The organism is Alistipes provencensis (assembly GCF_900083545.1).
In the GTDB taxonomy this organism is placed as follows: Bacteria; Bacteroidota; Bacteroidia; order Bacteroidales; family Rikenellaceae; genus Alistipes; species Alistipes provencensis.
In genome coordinates, this window is the sequence record NZ_LT559262.1 from 1,987,837 (window position 1) to 2,011,554 (window position 23,718).

Consider the following 23,718-nt stretch of genomic DNA (forward strand, 5'->3'; position numbering starts at 1 on the left):
TGCTATGCGTTTAACCTTTTGGGGGCCTTCGGGACGATCAGCCAGAGGATGATGTAAATCCAGAGCGAGAGACCTCCGAAGAGAATCAGGATCAGGGTTCCGATGCGTACCAGTGATGTGTCGAGCCCGAAATACTCGGCCAGCCCGGCGCATACGCCGGCGATGATGCTGTCTTGCGAGCGGAATAACCGCCTGTTGTCGTTCGTTGCCATATTCGTTGTTTTTATCGGTTGCGGTGGATGTTGAATTTGCGGGCGGGCTCCTCGGGAACGACGATCCAGAGGATGATGTAAGCCCAGATCGAAAGACCTCCGAAGAGGATCAGCAGCAGCGTCAGGAGACGGATCATCGTCGGATCGGCTCCGAAATAGGCGGCCAGTCCGCCGCAAATGCCGGCGATCGAGCGCTCCGTGCGCGAGCGGTAGAGTTTGCGGGGAGCCGGTTCACCGGGCTCCTCCCCGGGAACTTCATCCGCCGTCCCGGCCTGCGCCGCGTCGCGGGGTTCCCCGAAATCGGCCGGGGAGCCCATCTGCTCCATCGTCGCACGAACCACGTCGAGCGTGATGACCCGCATGGGCGATGCGACCTTTTCGCGGAAGATCTCCGCCACACGCGTCTCGATGTCGCTCATCGTCTCGGCGTCGCCTTCGGGCAGGCGGCGGCGAATGTCGTCGAAATAACTGCCCAGCACCCGGTAAGCATCCGTGTCGAGGGTGAATGCCATGGAGCCGATGTTCGCGTTTACAGTCTCTTTCATAGTCGTATAAAGTGTTGTCGCTGTTGAGTGTTTTGCGTTTTCTACTATTTTGATAATGCAAATATAATACAGATTTTAGTATTATGCAATACAAAGTACTGAATTTTTTGAATTTTTTTCACACCTACTATATAAACCGGGGGATATTTCGGTGAAAAAATGCCGATCTTTGACTTTGCATTGTTGCGTTTTGCCCCGTTGCTTCGTCTTACAGATACAATGAAGGAATCCGAATTCACCTCACTTGTCCTGCCGCTCCGCGACCGCATGTTCCGATACGCCCGGAACCTGCTGCTCTCGCCGGCCGAGGCGGAAGATGCCGTGCACGACTTGTTGGAGCGGCTGTGGCGTGAGCGCAGCCGGTTGGAAGGGTGCCGCCGGGTCGATTCCTTCGTGATGACCGCCGTGCGCAACCGGTGTTACGACCTGCTGCGCCGGCACCGGGCCGACGGCCGCCGGGACGACGCGGTGGCGGGGTGGACGGAGTGCTCGGCGGCTGCCGAAGCTGACCGCTGGGAGATGCGCGAACTGGTGCGGCGGGCGCTGGCCTGCCTCCCCGAACGCCAGCGGGAGGTGCTCCACCTGAAGGATATCGAGGGTTATCCGACCCGCGAGATCGCCGGAATGGTCGGCTGCGACGAGGCGCAGGTGCGCGTGATCCTCTCCCGCGCCCGCAACGGATTGCGAGAGGTAGTGAAAAAAATGACGGACGATGAACGAACGACACGAACGGATTGAACGGCTCGCGGAGCGCTGGTTTGCGGCGCAGACGACCGATGCGGAGGAGTGCGAACTGCGCGAGTGGTTCCAGCAGGCGACCGATGTGCCGGACTCGCTGCGCGAGGCGCAGGCGCTGTTCGGCGGATTGGACGCACTGGCCGGGGAATGCTCTCCGGAGCAGTGGAAACCCCGTCCCGCGCGGCGCATATCGCTGCTCTGGGGCTTTGCCGCGGCGGCCGCCGTGGTGCTGGGGCTCTTCGTCTGTGCGGAACTGCTGCGCAAACCCTACTGTTATATCGACGGCGTGGCGGTGTACGACAAAGAGGCGGCCCTGCAAACGACGGTCTACCTCGAATCGTTCTCGGCTTTCGAGGATTCGGGACGGATGGTGGACGAACTGATACGAAACAATTAAAAACGATATGCCATGAATAAACTGCTTGTTCTTTTGGGTGTTTTCCTGCTGCCGGGGCTGTGCGTCTCGGCGCAGACGGGGGATTCACGGCCGGCGGACTCCCTCCGGCGGATCGGGGATGTCGATACGGGGCTGGTCACCATGCGGCGTGCCGCCGACGGGAACGACATGGTCCTCGAGGTGGCGGGCTTCGGCATCACGCTCGGACAGGCTCCGCACCGCGTCTCGTCGCAGAGACCCCGCCCGCGGGTCAGCGGCCTGCTGTTCGACGGGATTGAGATGGGTTTCAACTTCCTGACCGGCACCGACTATGCGGGTTATCCGGCCGAAGCGGGGGATTTCCTCGATGTGCGGGGCGGCAATTCGTTCCACTTCGGCGTAACGCCCGTCGGGCTGGCGGTGCGTCTGGACAAACGGGGAAAGTTCGAATTTTCGACCGGCCTGCGCTATACGGTCAACAACTACCGCCTCTCGGACAATTCGATCACGCTGGGCCGCGAGAACGGCCTGATCGTGCCCGTGAAGCTGGACGAGAAGGCTGACAAGTCGAAACTTCGCACCACGTCGCTGGGCATTCCGCTGCAATTCTCGTTCGACCCGGTCCGGCACCTGCGCATTGCGGTCGCGGGTTACTGCGATTTCACGCTCGGGTCCAATGTCATCTGTAAGAAGCCGAAGGAGAAGAACTCCCTTTCCGGGGTGAATCCCTTCCAGTTCGGGATCGGGGGCTCGGTCTCCTACCGCGGATTCGGCGTCTACGTCCGCTACGGCGTGACGTCGCTCTTCAAGAGCAGTGCGGGTCCGTCCTGCCATCCGGTGTCGTTCGGCGTCTGTGTCTTTATGTAAAACCGCAGGGCCATGAGACGATTGATATTGATCCTGCTGGTCATGCTGCCGTTCCTTGTCCGGGGGCAGAACGCCTCGTGGCGGTTCTTCGACCGCTATACCAAGGCCGAGGGGTTCACCAGCGTGCAGCTCGAGCGGAAAATGATGCGGATGATGAGCCGTCAGGCGGCCGAGAAGGGTGACGAGGGATTGGCCCAACTGCTTGAGGGTATCGAATATATCCGCATCGTGGCGCTCGATGCCGGGACGGGGGGTAGGCGGCAGTTCGTCGCCGATGCGGAGAAACTGGCCGCCACGCCGGACTACAAATTCCAACTGGTGATGTCCGGGACCGAGGAGGGGCAGACCACGAAATTCTACATCCGCGAGGCTTCGGCCACCGACAATTCGGAGCTGCTGATGCTGACCTACGGTGCGAAAGAAACGGTCGTGGTGAACATCTACGGCCGGTTCGACCTCAAGCAGGTCGCGCGCCTCTCGACGATACGGCCGAAGAAATAGTTTTGTACCTTTTGATGGCAAAAGGTACCCAAAAACACGGGCTTAAGAAGCCCGTTTTGTGGTCGGTTGCGGGTTTTCACGCTGACTATCCTGTTCTGCGCTCCCGATTCTCGCTGTAACCAATCTCTTATGCGGATGCCTCACAAGACGAAAAAAGGGCCGGACATTGCGTCCGGCCCTTGGTCTTATCGCTTTCAGCGGTTGTTAGTCCTCGAACTTCGCCGAGAGGAACTCACGGTTCAGGCGGGCGATATGCGCGATGGAAATCTGCTTGGGGCACTCGGCCTGACAAGCTCCCGTGTTGGTGCAGTTGCCGAAGCCCAGTTCGTCCATTTTGGCGACCATCGCCTTGGCGCGGCGGGCACCCTCCACGCGGCCTTGGGGCAGCTTGGCGAGCGACGACACGCGGGCGGCAACGAAGAGCATGGCCGAACCGTTCTTGCACGTTGCGGCGCAGGCTCCGCAGCCTACGCAGGCGGCGGCGTCCATCGACTCCTCGGCATCGGCCTGCGGGATCGGAATGGCGTTGGCGTCGGGCACCGAGTTCGTGCGCACCGAGATGAAGCCTCCGGCCTGCAGAATCTGGTCGTAAGCCGAACGGTTCACCACGAGGTCCTTGATGACGGGGAACGCCGCCGAGCGCCACGGCTCGATGGTGATCGTCGCGCCGTCGCGGAACTTGCGCATGTAAATCTGGCAGGTCGTGGCGCCCTGACTGGGACCGTGGGCCTGTCCGTCGATGTGCAGCGAGCACATGCCGCAGATACCCTCGCGGCAGTCGTGGTCGAAGGCCACGGGCTCCTTGCCCTCGTGGATAAGGTTGTTGTTCAGGATGTCGAGCATCTCGAGGAACGAGGTGTCGGCCGAGATGTCCGTTACCTTGTAGCTCTCGAAAGCGCCTTTGGATTTAGCGTCCTTTTGACGCCATATCTTTAATGTAAAATTCATGGTTTCGATTCGATATTAAAGTTCAACGTCAAATGGCCTTAGTCTTTGTAGTTGCGCTGTGCGGGGTGTACGAACTCGAAGTTCAGGGGCTCTTTGGTGAGCTCCGGAGCCTCGTCCATGCCCTTGTACTCCCATACGGCGGCATATACGAAGTGTTCGTCGTCGCGCTTGGCTTCGCCCTCCTCGGTCTGGTGCTCCGTGCGGAAGTGGCCGCCGCACGACTCCTCGCGGTTGAGGGCGTCGCGGGCCATCAGTTCGCCCAGTTCGAGGAAGTCGGCCAGACGCAGCGCCTTCTCGAGCTCGACGTTGAAGTCGTTCTCGCGGCCTACGACCTTCACGTCTTTCCAGAACTCCTTGCGGAGCGCCTGAATCTCGACGATGGCCTTTTCGAGGGACTCCTTCGTGCGGGCCATGCCGACGTTCTCCCACATGATGTGACCCAGCTTCTTGTGGATGTCGTCCACCGACTGCTTGCCGTTGATCGAGAGCAGTTTGGCGATCTTCTCCTTCACGCCCTTCTCGGCTTCGTCGAAAGCCTTGGTGTCGGTCTTCACCTTCGGAGCCTGAATCTTGTGCGAAAGGTAGTCGCCGATGGTGTAGGGCAGTACGAAGTAACCGTCCGCCAGACCCTGCATCAGCGCCGAAGCGCCCAGACGGTTGGCGCCGTGGTCCGAGAAGTTGGCCTCGCCGATGGCGTAGAGGCCCGGGATGGTGGTCATCAGGTTGTAGTCGACCCAGATACCGCCCATCGTGTAGTGCACGGCGGGGAAAATCTGCATCGGCTCCTCGTAGGGACTTACGTCGGTGATCTCCTCGTACATGTCGAAGAGGTTGCCGTAACGCTGTTTGATGATATCCTTGCCCAGACGCGCAATGGCGGTCTTGAAGTCGAGGTATACGGCCAGACCGGTCTCGTTCACGCCGAAGCCTGCGTCGCAGCGCTCCTTGGCGGCGCGCGAAGCCACGTCGCGCGGCACGAGGTTACCGAAGGCCGGGTAGCGGCGCTCGAGATAGTAGTCGCGGTCCTCCTCGGCGATCTGCGAGGGCTTGAGTTTGCCGGCGCGGATGGCCTTCACGTCCTCGAGTTTCTTGGGAACCCAGATGCGGCCGTCGTTACGCAGCGACTCGGACATCAGCGTCAGTTTCGACTGCTGGTCGCCGTGCACGGGGATGCAGGTGGGGTGGATCTGCGTGAAGCAGGGGTTGGCGAAGCCGGCGCCCTTGCGGTAGCACTGGAATGCGGCCGAGCCGTTCGACGCCATGGCGTTGGTCGAGAGGAAGAAGACGTTGCCGTAGCCGCCCGTGGCGATCACGACGGCGTGAGCGCCGTGGCGCTCGATCTCGCCCGTGACGAGGTTGCGGGCGATGATGCCCTTTGCCTCGCCGTCCTCGATGACGATGTCCAGCATCTCGTGACGCGGGTAGCTCTTCACCGAACCGGCTGCGATCTCCTTGTTGAGGGCTGCATAGGCGCCCAGCAGGAGCTGCTGTCCCGTCTGGCCGCGGGCATAGAACGTACGCGACACCTGTGCGCCGCCGAACGAACGGTTGGCCAGCAGGCCGCCGTATTCGCGGGCGAAGGGAACGCCCTGACCGACGCACTGGTCGATGATGAGGTTCGAAACCTCGGCCAGACGGTAGACGTTGGCCTCACGGGCGCGGTAGTCGCCGCCCTTGATCGTGTCGTAGAAGAGGCGGTATACCGAGTCGTTGTCGTTCTGGTAGTTCTTGGCGGCGTTGATACCGCCCTGCGCTGCGATCGAGTGGGCGCGGCGGGGCGAATCCTGGATGCAGAACACCTTGACGTTGTAGCCCAGTTCGCCGAGCGAAGCGGCTGCGGAGGCGCCTCCCAGACCCGTACCGATGATGATGATGTCGAGTTTGCGCTTGTTGGCGGGACTTACGACCTTGATGGCCGTCTTGTGGTTGCTCCACTTCTCGGCGAGAGCCCCGGCAGGAATCTTAGCATCTAATTTGAAAGCCATATTCGTTTGTGTGTTTATTGTTCTCTAAAAGGGATGATTAGCATACGCCTGTGATGCAGGGGCAGAAGAAGTAGACAAGTACCACTGCGGCGAAGCCGAGGAATATGATCGTGGCCACGATGTTGGCGATGCACTTCAGGCGGGGATACCATGTGTCGTTGGCCCATCCCACGGTTTGGAACATCGACCATACGCCGTGTGTGAGGTGGAACCACAGGGCGAAGAACCACACGAGGTAGATCACCACGTTGTACCATTTCGAGAAGGTGTAGGCGATCAGCGCAGCCCCGTCGGTTGCGGCGATCATCTGGCCGCCGACCATCGATTCGTGTCCGCCCAGAATCTCCACGAGCTGCATTTTCGACCAGAAATGGATGAGGTGGATCAGCAGGCCGCCGAGAATGATGAAGCCCAGTACGAGCATGTTCTTCGAAGCCCAGGCCACGCCCGGCTCCTGAACCGTCACGGCGTAACGCTGCGAACCGCGTGCCTTGTAGTTGTTCAGCGTGAGGATCACGGCGTAGATGAAGTGGACCAGAACACCCAGCGCCAGTACGGCCGTACCAGCCAGCGCATACCAGTTCGCGCCGAGGAACGCGCAAATCATGTTGTACGCCTCGGGCGAGATGATCGCCGTGATGTTCATCGACATGTGGAAGAGAATGAAAAGGACGAGGAATGCTCCCGTCACACTCATAACTAACTTCTTGCCGAGCGAGGAATTAGATAGAAAACAGCTCATAATGATTTTAATTTGTTTATATTTGTGATAGTTTGTGTTCCGGTATGTTCAGATTTACGCGCAAAGATAGCCATTGTTTGCGGAATAACAATGGAAACAGACGGGAATTTTATGCCTGAAAGGAGGGTTTTATGACCAAAAAAGAATTGCGCGCCATGATGCGGAAACTCAACCGCGGAATCGCCCCTGCGGAGCGTGCCGCGGCGTCGGAGCGTATCTTCGCCCGGGTGGAGCGGTCGGAGGCTTTCGGCCGGGCCCGCACGGTGGGCGTTTTCTGCTCGCTGGCCGACGAGCCGGAGACGGCGGAGGTGTTTGCGCGGTGGTCTGCCGCCGGCAAACGGCTGGCCGTGCCGCGCGTCGAGGGCGACGTGATGCGGTTCTTCGTATATGATCCCCGGACGATGCGCCCGGGGGCTTTCGGCATTGCCGAACCGGGTCCGGGGGCGCTGGAGTGCGCGCCGCAGGAGCTGGATCTGGTGATCGTTCCCGGCACGGCATTCACCGCCGCGGGGGCCCGGATGGGACGCGGACGCGGTTACTACGACAAATACCTCGCGCTGCCCGGCGTACATGCCGTGAAAATAGGGGTCTGCTATGCCCACCAACTGGTCGGGGAGCTGCCCGCGGAGCCGCACGACGTGGCGATGGATGCAATAATATGCGATGATTGAAACCGGCTGTTCTGCCTTGTTTGCAGGAATGACCGTCCTGTTCGCGGCCTGTGGCCGCGTTTATAAGTCCGACCCACCCCCAAACCCCCGCCTTGGGCAGGGGCTTTATCCGCCTTTGGCGGAAAGGGGGCGGCTGATCGTTGTTTTGAAAATTGAATGAAGTATGGATGCAAAAGAGTTTTCCGCCGCTTATGCGGAGGCGTTCGGACCGGCAGCCGGGCTGCCGCTGCTGTTCTGGTATTCGGAGGAGCCGGTGCGCACCGTTCCTAAAACCGAAGGGTGCTTTTTCAAGGCGCTGGGCGAAGCCTGCGAGGGGTTTCCGGTAAGCCTCAATGCCGGGAATATCGGCTGCGGGGGCGGAAAGTTCTACACCGGGTTCGCCCCGATGCCGCCGTTCGTGCCGACTTTCGTGTCGCAGAAGGAGCATTACAAACAAACGCCCGAAATGGTGCTGGAATTCATCGGCCGGCTCGGGATTCCGGAGGCCTCCGGGGCATGGCTCAACTTTGCGCGCATCGACACCGATGCGGGTATTGAGGTCTTCGGCCGTGCCGAAGGGGTGCTGTTTTTCGCCACGCCCGACGTGCTGTCGGGGCTGGTGTCGTGGGCTGTCTATGACAACAATGCCGACGATGCCGTGCGTGCGCCTTTCGGGTCGGGATGCAGCGCCGTCGTGACGCAGGCCGTGGTGGAGAACCGCCGGGGCGGTCGCAGCGTCTTTCTGGGATTGTTCGACCCCTCGGTGCGTCCGTGGGTCGGGGAGTCGGTGCTGAGTCTGGCCGTGCCGATGTCGCGGATGCGCGAGATGTGCGGCACGATGCGTGCAAGCTGCCTGTTCGGGACTCACGCATGGAACAAGGTGAGGGACCGTATTAATAAATAGACGTTATATGAAGAAAAGAAGAGCGGCGCTGGTGCTGGCCGGCGGCGGAGCGCGCGGCGTGGCCCATATCGGAGCTATCGAAGAGTTGGAAAGTCAGGGTTTTGAAATCAGCGCCGTCGCCGGTACGTCGATGGGTGCGCTGGTCGGCGGCGTCTATGCCTCGGGGCATATGGAGCCTTTCAAGGAGTGGCTGTGCGATCTCGATAAATACAAGGTTTTCAGCTTGGTGGACTTCGCGCTGAGTACCGAAGGACTGGTCAAGGGCGACCGCGTGATGAAGGCCATGAAAGAGCTGGTTCCGGATGTGAAGATCGAGAAGATGCCCGTTCCGTTCACCGCCGTGGCGGCCGACCTGCTCACGGGACGCGAAGTGGTGCTGGAACGCGGCGGACTGTACGACGCCATCCGGGCTTCGATCTCGATCCCTTCGGTCTTCAAACCCGTGCGCCGCAACGGGCAGGTGCTGATCGACGGCGGCACGGTCAATCCGCTGCCGCTGAACCGTGTACGCCGCGAGGAGGGTGATCTGCTGGTAGCCGTGGACGTCAGTGCCCCGTTCGGGGCTCCCGCGCCGAAGACCCGGGTTTCGCTCAATTACTATAAGGTGCTGATCGCTTCGTCGGAGATCATGCAGCAGCACATCACCCAACTGATGTGCCGGCTCTACAAGCCCGACATTCTGGTCGAGATGCCCGCCGACAGCTACGGCATTTTCGAATTCTATCGCTCGAAGGAGCTGATCGAGGCGGGGCGCACGGCAACGCGCGCAGCGCTCGAACGCATGCTGGTCGAGGCCTGAAAACGGCAGGATTTTTGCTCGGGAAAGTAGAAAAATTTGCGACGGCCCGTTTTTGAAGAATTCAAAGAGTAGTGACGCAACTTCACACAGATTTTTTAGGGCCGTCGCAAGAATCGAAGATTCATGGCATGCCTCCCGGCATTGCCCGATTTGCTTGTGCAGCAAAGATAGATAAACTTTCGGGAACTGCAACACCTTTGCCCGAATGTGATATGGGTGCGCCTGAAAGACCGAAAAGGCGTGCCTTTTTTGTGCGGCGGAGTCTCCTTTTTCAGTATGACGGCCGCCCTAATGGGCGATTTACTGCGGCCCGTCACGAAAACACCCCGGAAGCTTTGTGAGCCTCCGGGGTGTGGTTTTCGTGTCGGGAACTCCCGGCCGGGCGGTTAGACGCAGCCCTGTGCGAGCATGGCGTTGGCCACCTTCATGAAGCCGCCGATGTTGGCGCCCACGACGTAGTTGATATACCCGTCGGGCTGGGTGCCGTAGTGCACACAGACCGAGTGGATGTTCTGCATGATGGATTTCAGCTTCGCATCGACCTCCTCGGGCGACCAAGTGAGGCGTATCGAGTTTTGGGTCATTTCGAGTCCCGAGGTGGCCACGCCGCCGGCGTTGGCCGCCTTGCCCGGAGCATAGAGCAGCTTGTTCTGCTGGAAAATGCGGATGGCATCGGGGGTCGAGGGCATGTTGGCTCCCTCGGCGACGCACATGCAGCCGTTGTCGACCAGCGCCTGCGCCTCGCCGCCGTTCAGTTCGTTCTGCGTGGCGCACGGCATGGCGATGTCGCACTTCACGCCCCACGGACGCTCGCCGGGGTAGTAGGTGGCCGACGGATATTTGTCGGCATACTCCTTGATGCGGCCGCGGAAGACGTTCTTCAGCTCCATGACGTATTCCAGCTTCTCGGGGCTGATGCCTTCGGGATCGTGGATGTAGCCCGACGAGTCGGAGAGCGTCACGACCTTGGCGCCCAGCTCGGTGGCCTTCTGGCAGGCGTACTGGGCGACGTTGCCCGAACCCGAGATGCAGACGGTCTTGCCCTCGAACGAGTCGTTGCGCGTGGCCAGCATCTCTTGGGCGAAGTAGCACGTTCCGTAGCCCGTGGCTTCGGGACGCAGCGGGCTGCCGCCCCAGTCGCGGCCCTTGCCGGTGAGCGTGCCGGTGAACTCGTCGCGCAGGCGCTTGTACTGGCCGAACATGAAGCCGATCTCACGGCCTCCGACGCCGATGTCGCCGGCCGGAACGTCGGTGTTCTGGCCGATGTGGCGCTGAAGCTCGGTCATGAACGACTGGCAGAAGCGCATCACCTCGTTGTCGGACTTGCCCTTGGGGTTGAAGTCCGAACCGCCTTTGCCGCCGCCCATCGGGAGGGTCGTGAGGCTGTTCTTGAAGGTCTGCTCGAAGGCAAGGAATTTCAGGATCGAGAGGTTGACCGAGGGGTGGAAGCGGATGCCGCCCTTGTAGGGGCCGATGGCGCTGTTCATCTGGATGCGGTAACCGCGGTTGATCTCGATTTCGCCTTTGTCGTTGAGCCACGGTACGCGGAAGATGATGACGCGCTCGGGCTCTGCGATGCGCTCCAGCACCTTCATCTTCTGCAGGATCGGGCTGGCGACGATGTGGGGCGCCAGCGATTCGGCCACCTCGCGGACAGCCTGATGAAATTCCGGTTCGCCGGGGTTGCGGGCGATGAGCCGGGCCATGAAATCTTCGACGTACTGTTGGACTTGCTCGTTCATAAGCGAATGGATTTTGAGGGGTTTGTAATCTTTTCTCGCCCTAAAAATAGTATATTCATCCGAGTTTTGCAACTTCTTTAAGAATTTCGTAAAATATTTTATTTACCGGGTCCGCGCATTTGCTTACTGTCTGCGGGGCAGCCGGGTCACAGGGCTAAAAATCCGTAATAAAAAATGACGGATTCGCTGCAAATCCGTCATTGAAATTTTTTTCAGATTTTTTTCGGTTTTTTTCCGAAAACACCTGCCTGTCACTTGGAAAAGGCGAATCCGACGTAGACATCCTTGTATTTCGACAGCAGGGCGGCGGCCGTCGAAAGCGAGGAGATTTTACTGCCGAGGGTGGTCATCATCTCCACGAGCCGGGTGACCGGGAAGACCAGCACCAGTTCCGTGCCGCTGATGTAGGCGTGGCCCGGCACCGACCCCAAGTTGATCTTGCCCTTGGCGAAATGGAGCGTCACGACGTGCGTTGCGGCTTCGTATTCGTAGGTCCCCGTGAGGTTGTGCCTGCCCAGCGTTGCCGAGAAAGCGTCGCTGTCGCGTTCGAAGGTGAACGTTCCGGCGCCGGGTTTGATCCCGGCCAACGCATAGGCTTTCGTCAACTGCTTGACGACCGAGCTTTCGAGGGCCGCGCCGCCGAGTTCCGAAGCGAGGTCCTCGCCTTCGAACTTGACGCCCGGACCCGTGTAGTTCCATGTGCCGGCCAGCGCATATTGGGTGAGTTTGCCGTCGGTGGCTTTGTCGGCCGCCGCCGTGGCGGCTTTTTTCAGGGCCTCTTTCCAGTCTTGGGCCGATGTCGTTCCGGCGAGCAGGAGCAAAGCCGCTGCGGATAAAAGGATTTTTTTCATTTTCATAATTCGTCTATTTCCCGGAGCCATGCCGCCGCCGAAGCGTCGGAGGGCATGCGCCAGTCGCCGCGGGGCGAGAGCGCCACCGAGCCCACTTTCGGGCCGTCGGGCATGGCCGAACGTTTGAACTGCTGGGTGAAGAAGCGGCGGAAGAAGACCGTGAGCCACTTGACGATCGCGGTGCGGTCGTAACTCCCTTCGAAGGCCTGTTCGGCCAGCAGCAGGATTTTCGCCGGGCCGTAGCCTGCGCGCAGGAAGTTGTAGAGGAAGAAGTCGTGGAGTTCGTAGGGACCCACGAGGTCCTCGGTCTTCTGGGCGATCCTGCCCTCGGCGTCGGCCGGCAGCAGCTCGGGGCTGACCGGGGTGTCGATGATGTCCAGCAGCGTGGCGCGCGTCGCGGCATCCTTTTCCGTGTCGGCGGCCCACTTCACGAGGTGACGCACCAGCGTCTTGGGGACCGAGGCGTTGACGCCGTACATCGACATCTGGTCGCCGTTGTAGGTCGCCCAGCCCAGCGCCAGTTCCGACAGGTCGCCCGTGCCGACCACCAGTCCGCCCTCCATGTTGGCCACGTCCATCAGTATCTGCGTGCGTTCGCGGGCCTGAGCGTTTTCGTAGGCAGCGCCCCGGTCGTCGGGATCGAGGCCGATATCCTTGAAGTGCTGTGCGCAGGCGTCGCGGATCGGGATTTCACGGATCGTGACGCCCAGTCCGCGCATCAGTTCCAGTGCGTTGTTGTAGGTGCGGTCGGTGGTGCCGAAGCCCGGCATCGTGATGCCGATGATCCCGGCGCGGTCCATTTTCAGGAAGTCGAACGTGCGGACCGTCACGAGCAGCGCAAGGGTCGAATCCAGTCCGCCCGAGATGCCGATGACGGCCTTTTCGGCGCGGGTGTGGGCCATCCGCTGTGCCAGTCCGTGCGACTGGATATGGAATATCTCCTCGCAGCGTTCGCTGCGGTGCGCTTCGTCCTTCGGTACGAACGGCATCGGGTCGATGTCGCGGTCGAGGACTACGCCGCGGAGCCCCTCGGGAATCTCCATTTCGATCACGGTATTCTCCGTCGCCGCTTCGTTCATGCGGAACGAGGTGTTGCGGCGGCGTTCGAACTCCAGCCGTTCGATGTCCACGTCGGCGACGACGAGTTGCTCCTCGGGCGAGAACCGTGCGGCTTCGCGCAGGACGGCGCCGTTCTCGGCGACGATGCCGTTGCCGGCGAACACGAGGTCGGTCGAGGATTCGCCGAAGCCCGCCGAGCAGTAGACGTAGGCCGCGATCGCGCGGGCCGACTGCTGGGCCACCAACTGCCGCAGGTAGGCGTGCTTGCCCGCGGCTTCGGGCGAGGCCGAGAGGTTGAAAATTACCTTCGCGCCGTTCAGCGCCAACTGCGACGAGGGCGGCACGGCGGTCCAGAGGTCCTCGCAGATCTCGATGCCGAATTCCGCGCCGTTGACCTCGAACGTGAGGTCGGCGCCGAAGTCGGCCTGCTGTCCCGCGACGACGATGTGTTCGTCCGAGATCCCGGCTCCCGAGGCGAACCAGCGGTTTTCGTAAAATTCGCCGTAGTTCGGAACGTAGGTCTTGGGAACCACGCCCAGCACCTTGCCCTGCGTGAAGACCACGGCGCAGTTGTAGAGCCCCGACCCGTGGCGCAGGGGAACTCCGGCGATCAGCGTGAGGGGCAGCTTGCGCGTGGCGCGCACGAGCCTTTCCAGCGCTTCGTCGGCCGCGTCGAGCAGCGTCGGTTGCAGCACGAGGTCGCCGCAGGTGTAGGCCGTCACGCCTAGTTCGGGGAACGCCACGATCTCGACGCCCCGCCGGGCGGCCTCGTCGGCCAGCGCCGCCATGCGCTCGGCGTTGTAGTCGCAGTCGCCGACCCGCACATGCGGGATCGCCGCGGCCACTTTCAGAAAACCGAAATTGTCCATAGTAATTCGTACGATTCGCCTGTTCCTGCCTCCCCTCCCCGGAGGGCGGGCAACGGGCCTTGCGGCCCGAAACAGGCGTATGATTAATTTATTCGCACCACAACTGCGCGAGGTTGAGGATCACCTGCTGGGCCTTGCGCATCGTCGTGAGCGAGCAGTATTCGAACTTGCCGTGGAAATTCATGCCCCCGGTGAAGAGGTTGGGGCAGGGCAGGCCCATGAACGAGAGGCGTGCGCCGTCGGTACCGCCCCGGATGGGCCGCACGAGGGGTTTCACCTCCGCCATCTCCATCGCCCGCAGCGCCTTGTCGATCACCTGCGGATGCGGTTCGACCATCTTGCGCATGTTGTAATACTGGTCCTTGAGCGTGAGGGTCAGGACCTCGTCGCCGTATTTCTTTTTCAGCAGGTCGACGGCGGCCCACATGAAGACCTTCTTCTGCTCGAATTTCTCGGCGTCGTGGTCGCGGATGATGTAGCTCAGCGAGGCCTTCTCGACCGTGCCGTTCACGCCTACGCAGTGGTAGAAACCCTCGTAACCCTCGGTGTACTGGGGGCGTTCGGCGGCGGGCAGCAGCGTTTGCAGTTCGCACGCCACATCGATGGCGTTGATCATCTTGGCCTTGGCGTAACCCGGATGGACGTTGCGGCCCTGAATCTCGATCTTGGCGCTCGCGGCGTTGAAGTTCTCGTATTCCAGTTCGCCCTCCATGCCGCCGTCGACCGTGTAGGCGAAGTCGGCGCCGAAGGCTTTCACGTCGAAGAAATCGACTCCGCGGCCCACCTCCTCGTCGGGGGTGAAGCCGATGCGGATTTTTCCGTGTTTTATCTCGGGATGCGCCAGGAGGTACTCCGCAGCGGTCATGATTTCGGCCACGCCCGCCTTGTCGTCGGCGCCCAGCAGCGTCGTGCCGTCGGTGTGGATGAGCGTGTGACCCTTGAAGAAGGCCAGCTCGGGGAAATCCGAAACCTTCATCGTCAGTTGCCCGTTCAGGGCGATGTCGCCGCCGTCGTACTCCTCGATCACGCGGGGTTTCACCTCCTTGCCGCTCATGTCGGGCGAGGTGTCCACATGGGCGATGAAGCCGATGACGGGGGCGTTCTCACACCCTGCCGTGGCGGGGATCGTGCCCATCACATAACCGTACTGGTCCATCGTGACCTCGGTCATGCCGAGGGCCTCCATCTCGTCGCGCAGGGCCGCCAGAAGGACCTTCTGCTTCTCGGTCGAGGGGAATGTGGTGCTCTCCTCCGAAGATTGGGTATCGTAGGAGACATATTTCAGAAAACGTTCTTTCAGGTCCATGTTCGTTGCAGATTAATGGTTACTCTTCTTTTTTGGCCCGCAGGGTGTGCCAGCCCATGTAGCCGATCAGCACGAGATACATGGCCAGGCCCACCCATTCGGCGGCGTTCGACGCGGCCCAGCCCGAAAGGAACCAGTCTACGCCGGCGAATTTCAGGATGGCGCTCACCACGCCCATCAGCGCGCCGCCGGCGATGAAGCCCGAGGCGATCAGCGTACCGCGGTCGAAGCGGGCCTTGTTCAGCTCCTCGTCCTTCGAACGGTTCGAGACGAACCACGCCACCAGTCCGCCCACCACCAGCGGGGCGTTCAGCTCCATGGGGATGAACATGCCCAGCGCGAACGCGAGGGCCGGAATACCGATCGACGTGAGCACCAGCGCCAGCGCCGCACCGCAGAAATAGAGCATCCACGGGGTCTGCCCGCCGGTCATCAGGGGCTGGATCACGGCCGCCATCGCGTTGGCCTGCGGGGCCACGAGCGCGCCCTCGCCCACGAATCCGTAGGATTTGTTGAGGATGATCATCACCCCGGCCACGGTGGCCGCAGCAACGAACGTGCCGAGGAATTTCCACGCCTCCTGCTTTCGGGGCGTGGTGCCCAGCCAGTAGCCGATTTTGAGGTCGGTGATGAAGCCGCCGGCCATCGAGAGGGCCGTGCAGACTACGCCGCCGATAATCAGCGCGGCGGTCATGCCCGTCGTGCCGCTCAGGCCGACGCTCACGAGCACCAGCGACGAGAGGATCAGCGTCATCAGCGTCATGCCCGAAACAGGGTTCGTACCCACGATGGCGATGGCGTTGGCCGCCACGGTCGTGAAGAGAAACGCGATGACGAAGACGATCAGGATGGCCGTGACGGACTGCGCCCAGCCGTCGAGCAGTCCGAAATGGAAGAAGACGAAGATCGAGACGAGCGTGGCGATCAGAATGGTGAGGATGCGCTTCATCGAGAGGTCGCGCTGCGTGCGCTCGGGAGCTGCGACGGCGCTCTTGCCGCCTCCGAACTCCGAAACCGCGAGGCCCACGGCCTGACGGATGATCTTCGACTGGCGGATGATGCCGATGATGCCCGCCATGGCGATGCCGCCGATGCCGATGGGTTTGCCGATGAAGGCGAAGAGGTTCTCGGCCGTGAAGATCGACTGCGGGTCGGCGAGGATGTCGGCGCGCGTTACGCCCAGCAGCGAGATCATCGCGGCGGGATCGACGGCCTCGGCCAGTGAACCCACCACCGGGACGATCACGAACCACACGAGGCACGAACCGGCGGTGATGATCATGGCGTATTTCAGACCGATGATGTAGCCCAGACCCAGCACGGCGGCCGAGGTGTTGAGCGAGAAGACCACCTTGAACTTGTCGGCGGCCATGCTTCCCCATTCGCAGATGCGCGTCGAGACCGACTCGGTCCAGAGGCCGAACGTGCCGACCACGAAGTCGTAGAGTCCGCCCACGAGTCCGGCGACGGCCAGCAGTTTGGCCTGATTGCCGCCCTTCTCGCCTGAGACGAGGACCTCGGTGGTCGCCGTGGCCTCGGGGAAAGGATATTTGCCGTGCATCTCCTTGACAAAATATTTGCGGAAGGGGATCAGCAGCACGATGCCCAGCAGTCCGCCGAACAGCGACGAGAGGAACACCTGCCAGAAGGCGGCGTCGAGCCCCAGAATGTAGAGGGCCGGGAGGGTGAAGATCGCTCCGGCGACGATCACGCCCGACGAGGCGCCGATCGACTGGATGATGACGTTCTGTCCCAGCATGTTCTTCTTGCCCAGCACCGAACCCATGCCTACGGCGATGATGGCGATGGGGATGGCCGCTTCGAAGACCTGCCCGACCTTCAGGCCGAGGAAGGCAGCGGCGGCCGAGAAGACGATGGCCATAATGACGCCCATCGTGACCGAATAGGGCGTCACCTCCTTCGGGTTCGACGAGGCCGGCATGACGGGCGTGTACTCTTCGCCCGGCTTGAGTTCGCGGTAGGCGTTCTCGGGCAGCGAGGTTTGGATCTTTTCCTGTTCCATTTCTTATCGGGGATTAGCCGGTCAGCGGTTGTCGCCGCTGCCCGTGATGTGGTTGCGCTGCATGCGCGAACGGAGTTTGTCGACGTTCATCTGGGCCACGTCGTCGAGTTCATAGCCCAAATCGCGCGAGAGCGTGGCGCAGTACCACAGCACGTCGCCGATCTCCTTGACGATCTCGAGTTTCTTTTCGGGGGTGAACTCCTCGTGTCCGTCGCGGATCACCTTTTTGACCTTGTCGGCCACTTCGCCCGCTTCGCCCGTGAGCCCGAGCGTGGGGTAGATGATGCGGCGCTCGTCGGGGTAGATTGCCGTTTCGAGGGCGTGCTGCTGGTATTCGTTGAGTGTCATAGCTTTGATTTGAAGGTTTACAACAGGCAAAAATAACAAAATAATTTCGAAATACGCAGAAAAAAGCCCCGGCTGTTGTCCGGGGCGGGTATTCAGAGTTCGGGGATCGCTTTCTCCAGCCCGATGCCGCGCGAACCCTTGAGCAGCACGAGGGCGTTCTCGATGGGGGAGAGCTCCAGCAGCGCGAGCAGTTCGTCGCGCGTGGGACAGAGGGTCGTGCGGGCCGGTTTCTCGGAAAGCGAGGCGTAGGCGTTCGCAAACTCCCCGCCGACGAGCAGCAGCTCCGCGTCGGGGGCCTGCGCCGCCTGACGGATGATCGCCGTGTGCTCGTGGGCGGACCATTCGCCCAGTTCGAGCATGTCGCCCAGAATCAGCACCCGGCGCTGCCACTGTCCGAGCGGCTCGGCGAGGAAATTCCCGACGGCGGCCTGCATGCTCGACGGATTGGCGTTGTAGCAGTCGATGATCAGCGTGTTGCGGGCCGTTTCGGTGCGCTGCGAACGGTTGTTGTCGGGGACGTAGCCCGCTATGGCGTGGCGGATGCGTTCGTCGGGGATGTCGAAATAACGCCCCACGGCCACCGCAGCGGCGATGTTGTGACGGTTGTAATCCCCCTCGAGGTGGTTTTCGAGTCCGTCGGCCAGCGAGACGGAGTAGTACTCCGCGGCCAGCGAATCGCGCTCGGAAGCCATCCCCGTCAGCACTTCGTCGTCGGTGGGGACGAAAGCGTGGCCGCCGTTCGCGGCGAGAAAGTCGAACAGTTCGCCCTTGCCCCGGCGGACCCCTTCGGGACCTCCGAAGCCCTCGAGGTGCGCCCGTCCGATGTTGGTCAGGATGCCGTATTCGGGCTCGGCGATGGAGGTCAGCAGGGCCAGTTCGCCGCGGGCGCTCGCGCCCATCTCCACCACTCCGAACTCCGTGTCGCGGGTCATCGAGAGCAGCGTCAGCGGCACGCCGATGTGGTTGTTGAGGTTGCCGCGCGTGGCGTAGACCGCGAACCGCTCGGCCAGTACGCGGCTGACGAGCTCCTTCGTGGTGGTCTTGCCGTTGCTGCCCGAGATGGCGAGGATCGGGATGCCCAGCGCCCGGCGGTGTTCCCGGGCCAACTCCTGAAGGGCTTTCAGTGTGTCTTCCGCATAGAGGATGCGTTCGTCGGCCGCGGCTGTCCCGGCATCGTCGGAGACGGCGTAGGCGGCTCCCTTTTCAAGTGCCTCCGCGACGAAACGGTTGCCGTCGAAATTGGCGCCCCGCAGGGCGAAAAAGATCGAATCCGGCTCGATTTTCCGGGTGTCGGTCGAGATGCGGGGATGTTTCAGAAAGAGGTCGTAAAGTTCGCTCATGGCGGGTAAAAAATAAATGGAGGAGGGTCGCAGACCTCCTCCGGGTATGGGTGGTGCGACAAGCACATCTGATTAAAAATCAGATGTGCTTGTCGCCGTTGTTGAATTTCACTTCGTCGATGAATTTCTTGATGTTCTGCTCCTCGGCACGGGGGCAGATCATCAGCACGTCGTCCGTGTCGACGACGATGTACTCTTTCAGGCCGCTGATGACGGCGATCTTGTCCTTCGGCAGCGAGACGATCGACGAGCGCGTGTCGTAGAGGTAGCACCCCTTCTCGGGGATGGCGTTGGCGTAGCGGTCCTTGCGCGAATGCTGGTAGACCGAGCCCCACGTCCCGACGTCGCTCCAGCCGAACTCCCCGCAGCGGACATAGACGTTGTCGGCCTTCTCCATGATGCCGTAGTCGATCGAGATGGCGCGGCACTCCGAGTAGGCGATCTCCAGCACGTTGCGCTCGGCGTCGGTGCCGATGGCGCGCATCACGCCGCTGAACAGCGCGTGGTGCTCGGGAAGGTATTTCTCGAAAGCCTCGACGATCGCGCGCACGGTCCATACGAAGATGCCCGAATTCCAGTAGAACTCGCCCGACTGCAGGAAGACCTGCGCCAGTTCGAGGTCGGGCTTCTCGGTGAAACATTTGACTTTGCTGATGGGCTGGCTGTCCGAGACCTGAATGTAGCCGTAGCCCGTGTCGGGGCGCGTGGGTTTGATGCCCACGGTCATCAGCACGCCGCGGTCGGCGGCGAAGGCGAGGCACTCGGCGATGATGGCCCGGAAGTCGTCCTCGTTGAGGATCAGGTGGTCCGCCGGGGTGACGATCATCTCGGCGTCGGGGTTCTGCTTCATCAGCGTGTAGGCCGCGTAAGCGACGCACGGGGCCGTGTTGCGTCCCACGGGTTCGCACAGCACCTGCTTCTCGCCGATCTCCGGAATGTGCTCCAGCACCAGCTCCTTGTATTTGAGGTTGGTCACCACGAGGAAATTCTCCGCGGGAACCATTTTTGCAAAGCGTTCGTAGGTGTGGCGGATGAAGGATTTTCCCGTCCCCAGAATGTCGAGGAACTGCTTGGGCATCGACTGCCGGCTTTTGGGCCAGAAACGCGATCCGATGCCGCCCGCCATGATGACACAATATTTATTGCTTGCCATAGTTATTATATGGAGTTAAGTTCGACAAAGATAAAAATATTTTAGTAACTTTGCCGCCTATTGGAAAATTAATTTTCGGCCCGGCAATGAAAATCAAATTCTTCACGATACCTAACCTGCTGACCCTCTCGAACCTGCTCTGCGGTTCGGTTGCAGCGGTCGCTGCGTTGGTCTGGGGCAACCTGACGCTGGCCTTCGGACTGATGATTCTGGCTGCCGTGTTCGACTTTTTCGACGGCTTCGTGGCGCGTCTGCTCAACCAGAGTTCGCCCATCGGACTGCAACTGGATTCGCTGGCCGACGACATCACCTTCGGGTTCCTGCCCGCCGCCGTGATGTATGTCCTCTACCAGCGGATGCCGGGTGTCTGGCTGCCGGAGGGGAATATCGGGCTCTTTGTCTTCGTTTTCACCGCCTTTGCGGCGCTGCGGCTGGCGAAATTCAACATCGACGACACGCAGCGGAGCGAGTTTTGCGGGCTTCCTTCGCCGGCTGCGGCGATGCTCTGCGTCTCGCTCGGCCTGCTGGCCGAATGTTACGGACTGACGCTCCACCGCGAGGTGGTGCTGGCCGTGGCCGTGGTCGTGGGGCTGCTGATGATCTCGAACGTGCGCATGTTCGCCCTCAAGTTTCACGGCTTCGGCTGGAAAGGGAACGGTTTGCGCTACACGTTTATTCTCGTCAGCGCTGTGATGGCAGTTGTTTTGCGCGGGTATGCCGTGCCGCTGATCATCGTGCTTTACATCCTGATTTCACTCTTCCGGGGGCTTGCCTGCCGGGCAAACGGCTGTGGGAAAGCCGAATAGTTGCTTATTTAAATTTTTTTAATTACCTTTGTCGCGGATTTCCGCTCTTTGGCTGAATATGTCGGGATTTTCGAATCGCATATTGCTGGTACTCCTGCTCGGTCTGCTTTTTGCAGTGCCTCAGGCAGTGCATTCCCAGGGTTTCGATGCGAAGACGCTGATGCGCGCCCAGCAGAACGGCCAGTCGGGGAATCTCTACGGCAACAACCCCTACGAGCAGCAGGAAGGCGAGGAGGGGGAACAGCAGCCGCAGGACACGACCAAGAAGGAGCGGAAGATCCGCAAGCCGCTGGAGTCCTATTTTTTCAATGACTCGATACGCGCGCTGAACAACTTCAAATGGCATATAAGCCGCGATTTCAACCGCGTCGAGATCGGGCCTTTGGATACCACGCTGACCGATTACCGGATCGACTATCCGTTCTATCGGGAGGAGGTGGGCGACATCGCTCAGGGAGCTCTGGGGCAGACGTCGCTGCCGCTGAACTACTTCAGGCGGCCCCAGTTCTTTGACTTCAGTTTTGCGAGTCCCTACTACGCGTACACCTACAACATGGAGAACGTGCCCTTCTACAATACGAAGAAGCCGATGATCCGGATGAACTACGCAGAGTCGGGGCAGAAGCGTTTCCGCGAGGAGAATTTCGGCATCATGCATGCCCAGAACATCTCTCCGACGACGGGTTTCAACGTCGACTACAAGGCGCGGGGCACGCGCGGGCAGTATGTCTGGTCGCGGACCAAGAACCACAACCTTGCGGTGGCCGTTAACCATACCGGCAAACGCTATTCGGTGCATGCAGGTTACTATAACAACTACATCGAGCAGCAGGAGAACGGCGGCGTGGTCGGCAATTGGGCTATTGCGGATACCGTTTTCGAAATGCCTTCGGGCGTGCCGATGCGGTTGGCCGACGCCGAGGCGAAGAACGTCTACCGCAACAACGCCTTCTTCGTCACGCAGTCCTACGGCATTCCGCTGCAACGGCTCACCGAGCACGATTTCTCGATGGCCAACCTCTCGGCGGTCTATGTGGGCCATTCGTTCGAGTACAGTTCGTGGAGCAAGATCTACACCGACAGGAACGAGCCCTACACCAACGAACGCGACCACCGTGACGAGAACGGCAATTACGTCTCGGCCGAGGGCAACTACTACGACAACTGGTACATCAACCCCGTGGAGACGCGCGACTCGATCTACGAGCGGGTCATTTCGAACCGTTTCTTCGTGCAGGCGCAGCCTTGGGACCGCAACGGGGTGGTCGGGACGCTCGACGCCGGCGTCGGCATCGACATGCACACCTACTCGCAATTCGAACTGAAAGATTACCTGACGGGGAAGTATACGAAGGTCAACAAGACGAGTTACTTCTTTTACGGCTCCGTCAGCGGAAAGATAAAGAAATATGTCGACTGGGACGGAAATCTCAAATTCTACCCGTCGGGATACAGAGGTGGAGACCTTTCGATCGGCGCGCACCTCGCGCTGAAAGGCTACCTCCGCGGACACCCCCTGATTCTCGAAGGCCGGTTCACGATGGACCGCCGTTCGCCCAACTACTGGCAGGAGAATCTATACTCGAACCATTATATATGGAACACTCCTTTGAACAAGGAGAATGAAACTCGGTTCGAGGTCAAGTTTTCGGTCCCCGATTTCGCTTTCGAAGCAGGGGCATGGCAGGGAGTCGTCTCCGACAAGATCTACTACAAGTCGGACAGCAACGTCGGCCAGCACAGCGGGAACGTAAGCCTCACGAGTGTGTATGCTCGCAAAGATTTCCGCCTCGGCGGACTTCATTTGGACAACAGGGTATTGTTGCAGTGGAGTACGGATCAAGATGTTGTACCCGTTCCGCTTTTGAGCGCCTTCCTTTCGTATTACTACGAGTTCTGGGTCGTGCGCGATGTACTGCGCCTGCAGATCGGTCTGGACGGACGCTATAATACACGGTATTATGCGCCCGGTTACAATCCGGCACTGTCGGTGTATTACAACCAGCGGGAGGTCGAAGTGGGGAACTATCCCTACATGGACGCTTTCGCAATGGCAAAGTGGAAGAGAATGCGGATATTTCTGAAATATCAGCATGTGAACAAGGGACTGTTCGGTAACGGAGAATATTTCTCGGCGGCTCGCTATCCGCTCAATCCGGGCATGTTCAAAATCGGTATCTCGTGGGGATTCTATGATTAGCGTGCTGTTCTGCGCGGTGTAAGCTGCCCGCAAAACAACCTTTTATGTTAAAAAAGACCGTATTAACGTTTGCGTTCTTAACCATTCTGACTACTTTTTACGGCTTCAACGCCCAGTTCAGCGCACCCGCGACGGGCAACGCACTGAACGCCGAGGCTGCGATGGACTACTCGCTGCTCCCCGAGGGCAGCTACCTCATCTCGGCCTACGACAACCTGATCCGCAGCATCAGCGAACAGGAGGGGCACGACTGGCGGCTGATGAGCGCCATCGCCTACCACGAATCGCGCTTCACGCCCGACATCACCTCGCGCAGCGGGGCCCGCGGGCTGATGCAGATCATGCCTTCGGTGGCACGTCAGTTCGACGTCCCCGTGACGGAGGTTTCCAATCCGGAGACCAACATCTGGCTGGCCAACAAGCTGCTGTCGAAAATCATGTCGACGCTTCGCCTTCCCGAAGGCATCTCCGAGAAGGACCGGATGAGCATCGTTCTGGCATCGTACAACAGCGGCATCGGCCATGTGAGCGATGCGCGGCGTCTGGCGAAGCTGAACGGAGAGAATCCCAATTCGTGGGAGGTCGTGGCACGTTACCTCAGCCTGAAGGCCGATCCCGCGTATTACGAGAGCGAAGTGGTCAAATGCGGACGTTTCACCGGTAGCCGGCAGACGCTGGCCTATGTGAACGACGTGATAGGACGCTACGACAGATACTGCCGCGTTGCCGGGAGGTAAGTGCAGGCAAGTGCATA

The 23,718-nt window shown here is 60.5% G+C and carries 23 protein-coding genes; 10 read left to right on the plus strand and 13 right to left on the minus strand.

Annotation, left to right across the window (positions count from 1 at the left end):
• Window positions 1–2 precede the first annotated feature (2 nt).
• A complete protein-coding gene (locus tag BN5935_RS07845; RefSeq protein WP_064975611.1) occupies window positions 3–212 on the minus strand; it encodes a PspC domain-containing protein in 210 nt (69 codons plus the stop codon).
• A gap of 11 nt (window positions 213–223) precedes the next feature.
• Complete coding sequence (locus BN5935_RS07850; RefSeq protein WP_064975612.1) at window positions 224–757, minus strand: PspC domain-containing protein; 534 nt, start codon at window positions 755–757, stop codon at window positions 224–226.
• Window positions 758–976: 219 nt separating this feature from the next.
• Here BN5935_RS07850 and BN5935_RS07855 point away from each other — a divergent pair, with 219 nt between their 5' ends.
• From BN5935_RS07855 to BN5935_RS07870, 4 genes are read left to right on the plus strand one after another with little or no spacing between them, the layout of a single operon-like run.
• A complete protein-coding gene (locus tag BN5935_RS07855; protein WP_064975613.1) occupies window positions 977–1,495 on the plus strand; it encodes an RNA polymerase sigma factor in 519 nt (172 codons plus the stop codon).
• Window positions 1,470–1,892, plus strand: a complete 423-nt coding sequence (locus BN5935_RS07860; protein WP_064975614.1) for a hypothetical protein — start codon at window positions 1,470–1,472, stop codon at window positions 1,890–1,892. Before BN5935_RS07855 ends, BN5935_RS07860 begins: the two co-directional genes overlap by 26 nt.
• Window positions 1,893–1,904: 12 nt before the next feature.
• Window positions 1,905–2,738 carry an outer membrane beta-barrel protein gene (locus BN5935_RS07865; RefSeq protein WP_064975615.1) on the plus strand — a complete coding sequence of 278 codons (834 nt, stop codon included), beginning with the start codon at window positions 1,905–1,907 and terminating at the stop codon, window positions 2,736–2,738.
• 12 nt (window positions 2,739–2,750) lie between these two features.
• Complete coding sequence (locus BN5935_RS07870; RefSeq protein WP_064975616.1) at window positions 2,751–3,239, plus strand: DUF4252 domain-containing protein; 489 nt, start codon at window positions 2,751–2,753, stop codon at window positions 3,237–3,239.
• Window positions 3,240–3,443: 204 nt separating this feature from the next.
• Here the strand turns inward: BN5935_RS07870 and BN5935_RS07875 are convergent, their stop codons facing one another.
• From BN5935_RS07875 to BN5935_RS07885, 3 genes are read right to left on the minus strand one after another with little or no spacing between them, the layout of a single operon-like run.
• Window positions 3,444–4,187, minus strand: coding sequence for a succinate dehydrogenase/fumarate reductase iron-sulfur subunit (locus tag BN5935_RS07875; RefSeq protein ID WP_064975617.1), 744 nt, complete (start codon window positions 4,185–4,187; stop codon window positions 3,444–3,446).
• A gap of 38 nt (window positions 4,188–4,225) precedes the next feature.
• On the minus strand, window positions 4,226–6,172 hold the full coding sequence (locus BN5935_RS07880; RefSeq protein ID WP_064975618.1) for a fumarate reductase/succinate dehydrogenase flavoprotein subunit: 1,947 nt from the start codon (window positions 6,170–6,172) through the stop codon (window positions 4,226–4,228).
• Window positions 6,173–6,209: 37 nt separating this feature from the next.
• Window positions 6,210–6,914 carry a succinate dehydrogenase cytochrome b subunit gene (locus tag BN5935_RS07885; RefSeq protein ID WP_082944061.1) on the minus strand — a complete coding sequence of 235 codons (705 nt, stop codon included), beginning with the start codon at window positions 6,912–6,914 and terminating at the stop codon, window positions 6,210–6,212.
• Between the two features lie 131 nt (window positions 6,915–7,045).
• Here BN5935_RS07885 and BN5935_RS07890 point away from each other — a divergent pair, with 131 nt between their 5' ends.
• The 3 genes from BN5935_RS07890 (at window position 7,046) to BN5935_RS07900 (ending at window position 9,267) form a co-directional block, all read left to right on the plus strand.
• The gene (locus tag BN5935_RS07890) at window positions 7,046–7,585 is read left to right on the plus strand and encodes a 5-formyltetrahydrofolate cyclo-ligase (protein WP_064975620.1); all 540 of its coding nucleotides are present in this window, start codon (window positions 7,046–7,048) and stop codon (window positions 7,583–7,585) included.
• 163 nt (window positions 7,586–7,748) lie between these two features.
• A complete protein-coding gene (locus BN5935_RS07895; protein ID WP_064975621.1) occupies window positions 7,749–8,468 on the plus strand; it encodes a DUF169 domain-containing protein in 720 nt (239 codons plus the stop codon).
• Between the two features lie 7 nt (window positions 8,469–8,475).
• Window positions 8,476–9,267, plus strand: a complete 792-nt coding sequence (locus tag BN5935_RS07900; protein WP_064975622.1) for a patatin-like phospholipase family protein — start codon at window positions 8,476–8,478, stop codon at window positions 9,265–9,267.
• A 386-nt stretch (window positions 9,268–9,653) separates the two neighbouring features.
• Here BN5935_RS07900 and gdhA read toward each other — a convergent pair whose 3' ends face one another.
• From gdhA to BN5935_RS07940, 8 genes are all read right to left on the minus strand, one after another.
• On the minus strand, window positions 9,654–11,009 hold the full coding sequence (gdhA, locus tag BN5935_RS07905) for an NADP-specific glutamate dehydrogenase (protein WP_064975623.1): 1,356 nt from the start codon (window positions 11,007–11,009) through the stop codon (window positions 9,654–9,656).
• 251 nt (window positions 11,010–11,260) lie between these two features.
• The gene (locus BN5935_RS07910; RefSeq protein WP_064975624.1) at window positions 11,261–11,866 is read right to left on the minus strand and encodes a DUF4923 family protein; all 606 of its coding nucleotides are present in this window, start codon (window positions 11,864–11,866) and stop codon (window positions 11,261–11,263) included.
• Window positions 11,863–13,788 (minus strand): NAD(+) synthase, encoded by a 1,926-nt coding sequence (locus BN5935_RS07915; RefSeq protein ID WP_064975625.1) that lies wholly within the window; start codon window positions 13,786–13,788, stop codon window positions 11,863–11,865. Before BN5935_RS07915 ends, BN5935_RS07910 begins: the two co-directional genes overlap by 4 nt.
• Window positions 13,789–13,876: 88 nt before the next feature.
• Window positions 13,877–15,094: a peptidase T gene (gene pepT, locus BN5935_RS07920; protein ID WP_064975626.1), complete on the minus strand. Its 1,218-nt coding sequence runs from the start codon at window positions 15,092–15,094 to the stop codon at window positions 13,877–13,879.
• Between the two features lie 19 nt (window positions 15,095–15,113).
• A complete protein-coding gene (locus BN5935_RS07925) occupies window positions 15,114–17,117 on the minus strand; it encodes an OPT family oligopeptide transporter (RefSeq protein ID WP_064975627.1) in 2,004 nt (667 codons plus the stop codon).
• Between the two features lie 21 nt (window positions 17,118–17,138).
• Window positions 17,139–17,465, minus strand: a complete 327-nt coding sequence (locus tag BN5935_RS07930) for a nucleoside triphosphate pyrophosphohydrolase family protein (RefSeq protein WP_064975628.1) — start codon at window positions 17,463–17,465, stop codon at window positions 17,139–17,141.
• Window positions 17,466–17,557: 92 nt separating this feature from the next.
• On the minus strand, window positions 17,558–18,805 hold the full coding sequence (locus BN5935_RS07935; RefSeq protein WP_064975629.1) for a UDP-N-acetylmuramoyl-tripeptide--D-alanyl-D-alanine ligase: 1,248 nt from the start codon (window positions 18,803–18,805) through the stop codon (window positions 17,558–17,560).
• Window positions 18,806–18,884: 79 nt separating this feature from the next.
• The gene (locus BN5935_RS07940) at window positions 18,885–19,958 is read right to left on the minus strand and encodes a mannose-1-phosphate guanylyltransferase (RefSeq protein WP_064975630.1); all 1,074 of its coding nucleotides are present in this window, start codon (window positions 19,956–19,958) and stop codon (window positions 18,885–18,887) included.
• A gap of 86 nt (window positions 19,959–20,044) precedes the next feature.
• Here BN5935_RS07940 and pssA point away from each other — a divergent pair, with 86 nt between their 5' ends.
• The 3 genes from pssA to BN5935_RS07955 are packed head-to-tail and all read left to right on the plus strand — an operon-like array spanning window position 20,045 to window position 23,701.
• Window positions 20,045–20,764 carry a CDP-diacylglycerol--serine O-phosphatidyltransferase gene (gene pssA / locus BN5935_RS07945; RefSeq protein WP_064975631.1) on the plus strand — a complete coding sequence of 240 codons (720 nt, stop codon included), beginning with the start codon at window positions 20,045–20,047 and terminating at the stop codon, window positions 20,762–20,764.
• Between the two features lie 58 nt (window positions 20,765–20,822).
• Window positions 20,823–22,964 carry a putative porin gene (locus BN5935_RS07950; protein ID WP_064976885.1) on the plus strand — a complete coding sequence of 714 codons (2,142 nt, stop codon included), beginning with the start codon at window positions 20,823–20,825 and terminating at the stop codon, window positions 22,962–22,964.
• Window positions 22,965–23,008: 44 nt separating this feature from the next.
• Window positions 23,009–23,701, plus strand: coding sequence for a transglycosylase SLT domain-containing protein (locus BN5935_RS07955; protein WP_064975632.1), 693 nt, complete (start codon window positions 23,009–23,011; stop codon window positions 23,699–23,701).
• Window positions 23,702–23,718: the final 17 nt, after the last annotated feature.

Excerpts from the sequence above, each read along its gene's own strand:
- BN5935_RS07845 (WP_064975611.1), bottom strand. The coding sequence starts at position 212 with ATGGCAACGAACGACAACAGGCGGTTATTCCGCTCGCAAGACAGCATC.
- BN5935_RS07850 (WP_064975612.1), bottom strand. The coding sequence starts at position 757 with ATGAAAGAGACTGTAAACGCGAACATCGGCTCCATGGCATTCACCCTC.
- BN5935_RS07855 (WP_064975613.1), top strand. The coding sequence starts at position 977 with ATGAAGGAATCCGAATTCACCTCACTTGTCCTGCCGCTCCGCGACCGC.
- BN5935_RS07860 (WP_064975614.1), top strand. The coding sequence starts at position 1,470 with ATGAACGAACGACACGAACGGATTGAACGGCTCGCGGAGCGCTGGTTT.
- BN5935_RS07865 (WP_064975615.1), top strand. The coding sequence starts at position 1,905 with ATGAATAAACTGCTTGTTCTTTTGGGTGTTTTCCTGCTGCCGGGGCTG.
- BN5935_RS07870 (WP_064975616.1), top strand. The coding sequence starts at position 2,751 with ATGAGACGATTGATATTGATCCTGCTGGTCATGCTGCCGTTCCTTGTC.
- BN5935_RS07875 (WP_064975617.1), bottom strand. The coding sequence starts at position 4,187 with ATGAATTTTACATTAAAGATATGGCGTCAAAAGGACGCTAAATCCAAA.
- BN5935_RS07880 (WP_064975618.1), bottom strand. The coding sequence starts at position 6,172 with ATGGCTTTCAAATTAGATGCTAAGATTCCTGCCGGGGCTCTCGCCGAG.
- BN5935_RS07885 (WP_082944061.1), bottom strand. The coding sequence starts at position 6,914 with ATGAGCTGTTTTCTATCTAATTCCTCGCTCGGCAAGAAGTTAGTTATG.
- BN5935_RS07890 (WP_064975620.1), top strand. The coding sequence starts at position 7,046 with ATGACCAAAAAAGAATTGCGCGCCATGATGCGGAAACTCAACCGCGGA.
- BN5935_RS07895 (WP_064975621.1), top strand. The coding sequence starts at position 7,749 with ATGGATGCAAAAGAGTTTTCCGCCGCTTATGCGGAGGCGTTCGGACCG.
- BN5935_RS07900 (WP_064975622.1), top strand. The coding sequence starts at position 8,476 with ATGAAGAAAAGAAGAGCGGCGCTGGTGCTGGCCGGCGGCGGAGCGCGC.
- gdhA (WP_064975623.1), bottom strand. The coding sequence starts at position 11,009 with ATGAACGAGCAAGTCCAACAGTACGTCGAAGATTTCATGGCCCGGCTC.
- BN5935_RS07910 (WP_064975624.1), bottom strand. The coding sequence starts at position 11,866 with ATGAAAATGAAAAAAATCCTTTTATCCGCAGCGGCTTTGCTCCTGCTC.
- BN5935_RS07915 (WP_064975625.1), bottom strand. The coding sequence starts at position 13,788 with ATGGACAATTTCGGTTTTCTGAAAGTGGCCGCGGCGATCCCGCATGTG.
- pepT (WP_064975626.1), bottom strand. The coding sequence starts at position 15,094 with ATGGACCTGAAAGAACGTTTTCTGAAATATGTCTCCTACGATACCCAA.
- BN5935_RS07925 (WP_064975627.1), bottom strand. The coding sequence starts at position 17,117 with ATGGAACAGGAAAAGATCCAAACCTCGCTGCCCGAGAACGCCTACCGC.
- BN5935_RS07930 (WP_064975628.1), bottom strand. The coding sequence starts at position 17,465 with ATGACACTCAACGAATACCAGCAGCACGCCCTCGAAACGGCAATCTAC.
- BN5935_RS07935 (WP_064975629.1), bottom strand. The coding sequence starts at position 18,805 with ATGAGCGAACTTTACGACCTCTTTCTGAAACATCCCCGCATCTCGACC.
- BN5935_RS07940 (WP_064975630.1), bottom strand. The coding sequence starts at position 19,958 with ATGGCAAGCAATAAATATTGTGTCATCATGGCGGGCGGCATCGGATCG.
- pssA (WP_064975631.1), top strand. The coding sequence starts at position 20,045 with ATGAAAATCAAATTCTTCACGATACCTAACCTGCTGACCCTCTCGAAC.
- BN5935_RS07950 (WP_064976885.1), top strand. The coding sequence starts at position 20,823 with ATGTCGGGATTTTCGAATCGCATATTGCTGGTACTCCTGCTCGGTCTG.
- BN5935_RS07955 (WP_064975632.1), top strand. The coding sequence starts at position 23,009 with ATGTTAAAAAAGACCGTATTAACGTTTGCGTTCTTAACCATTCTGACT.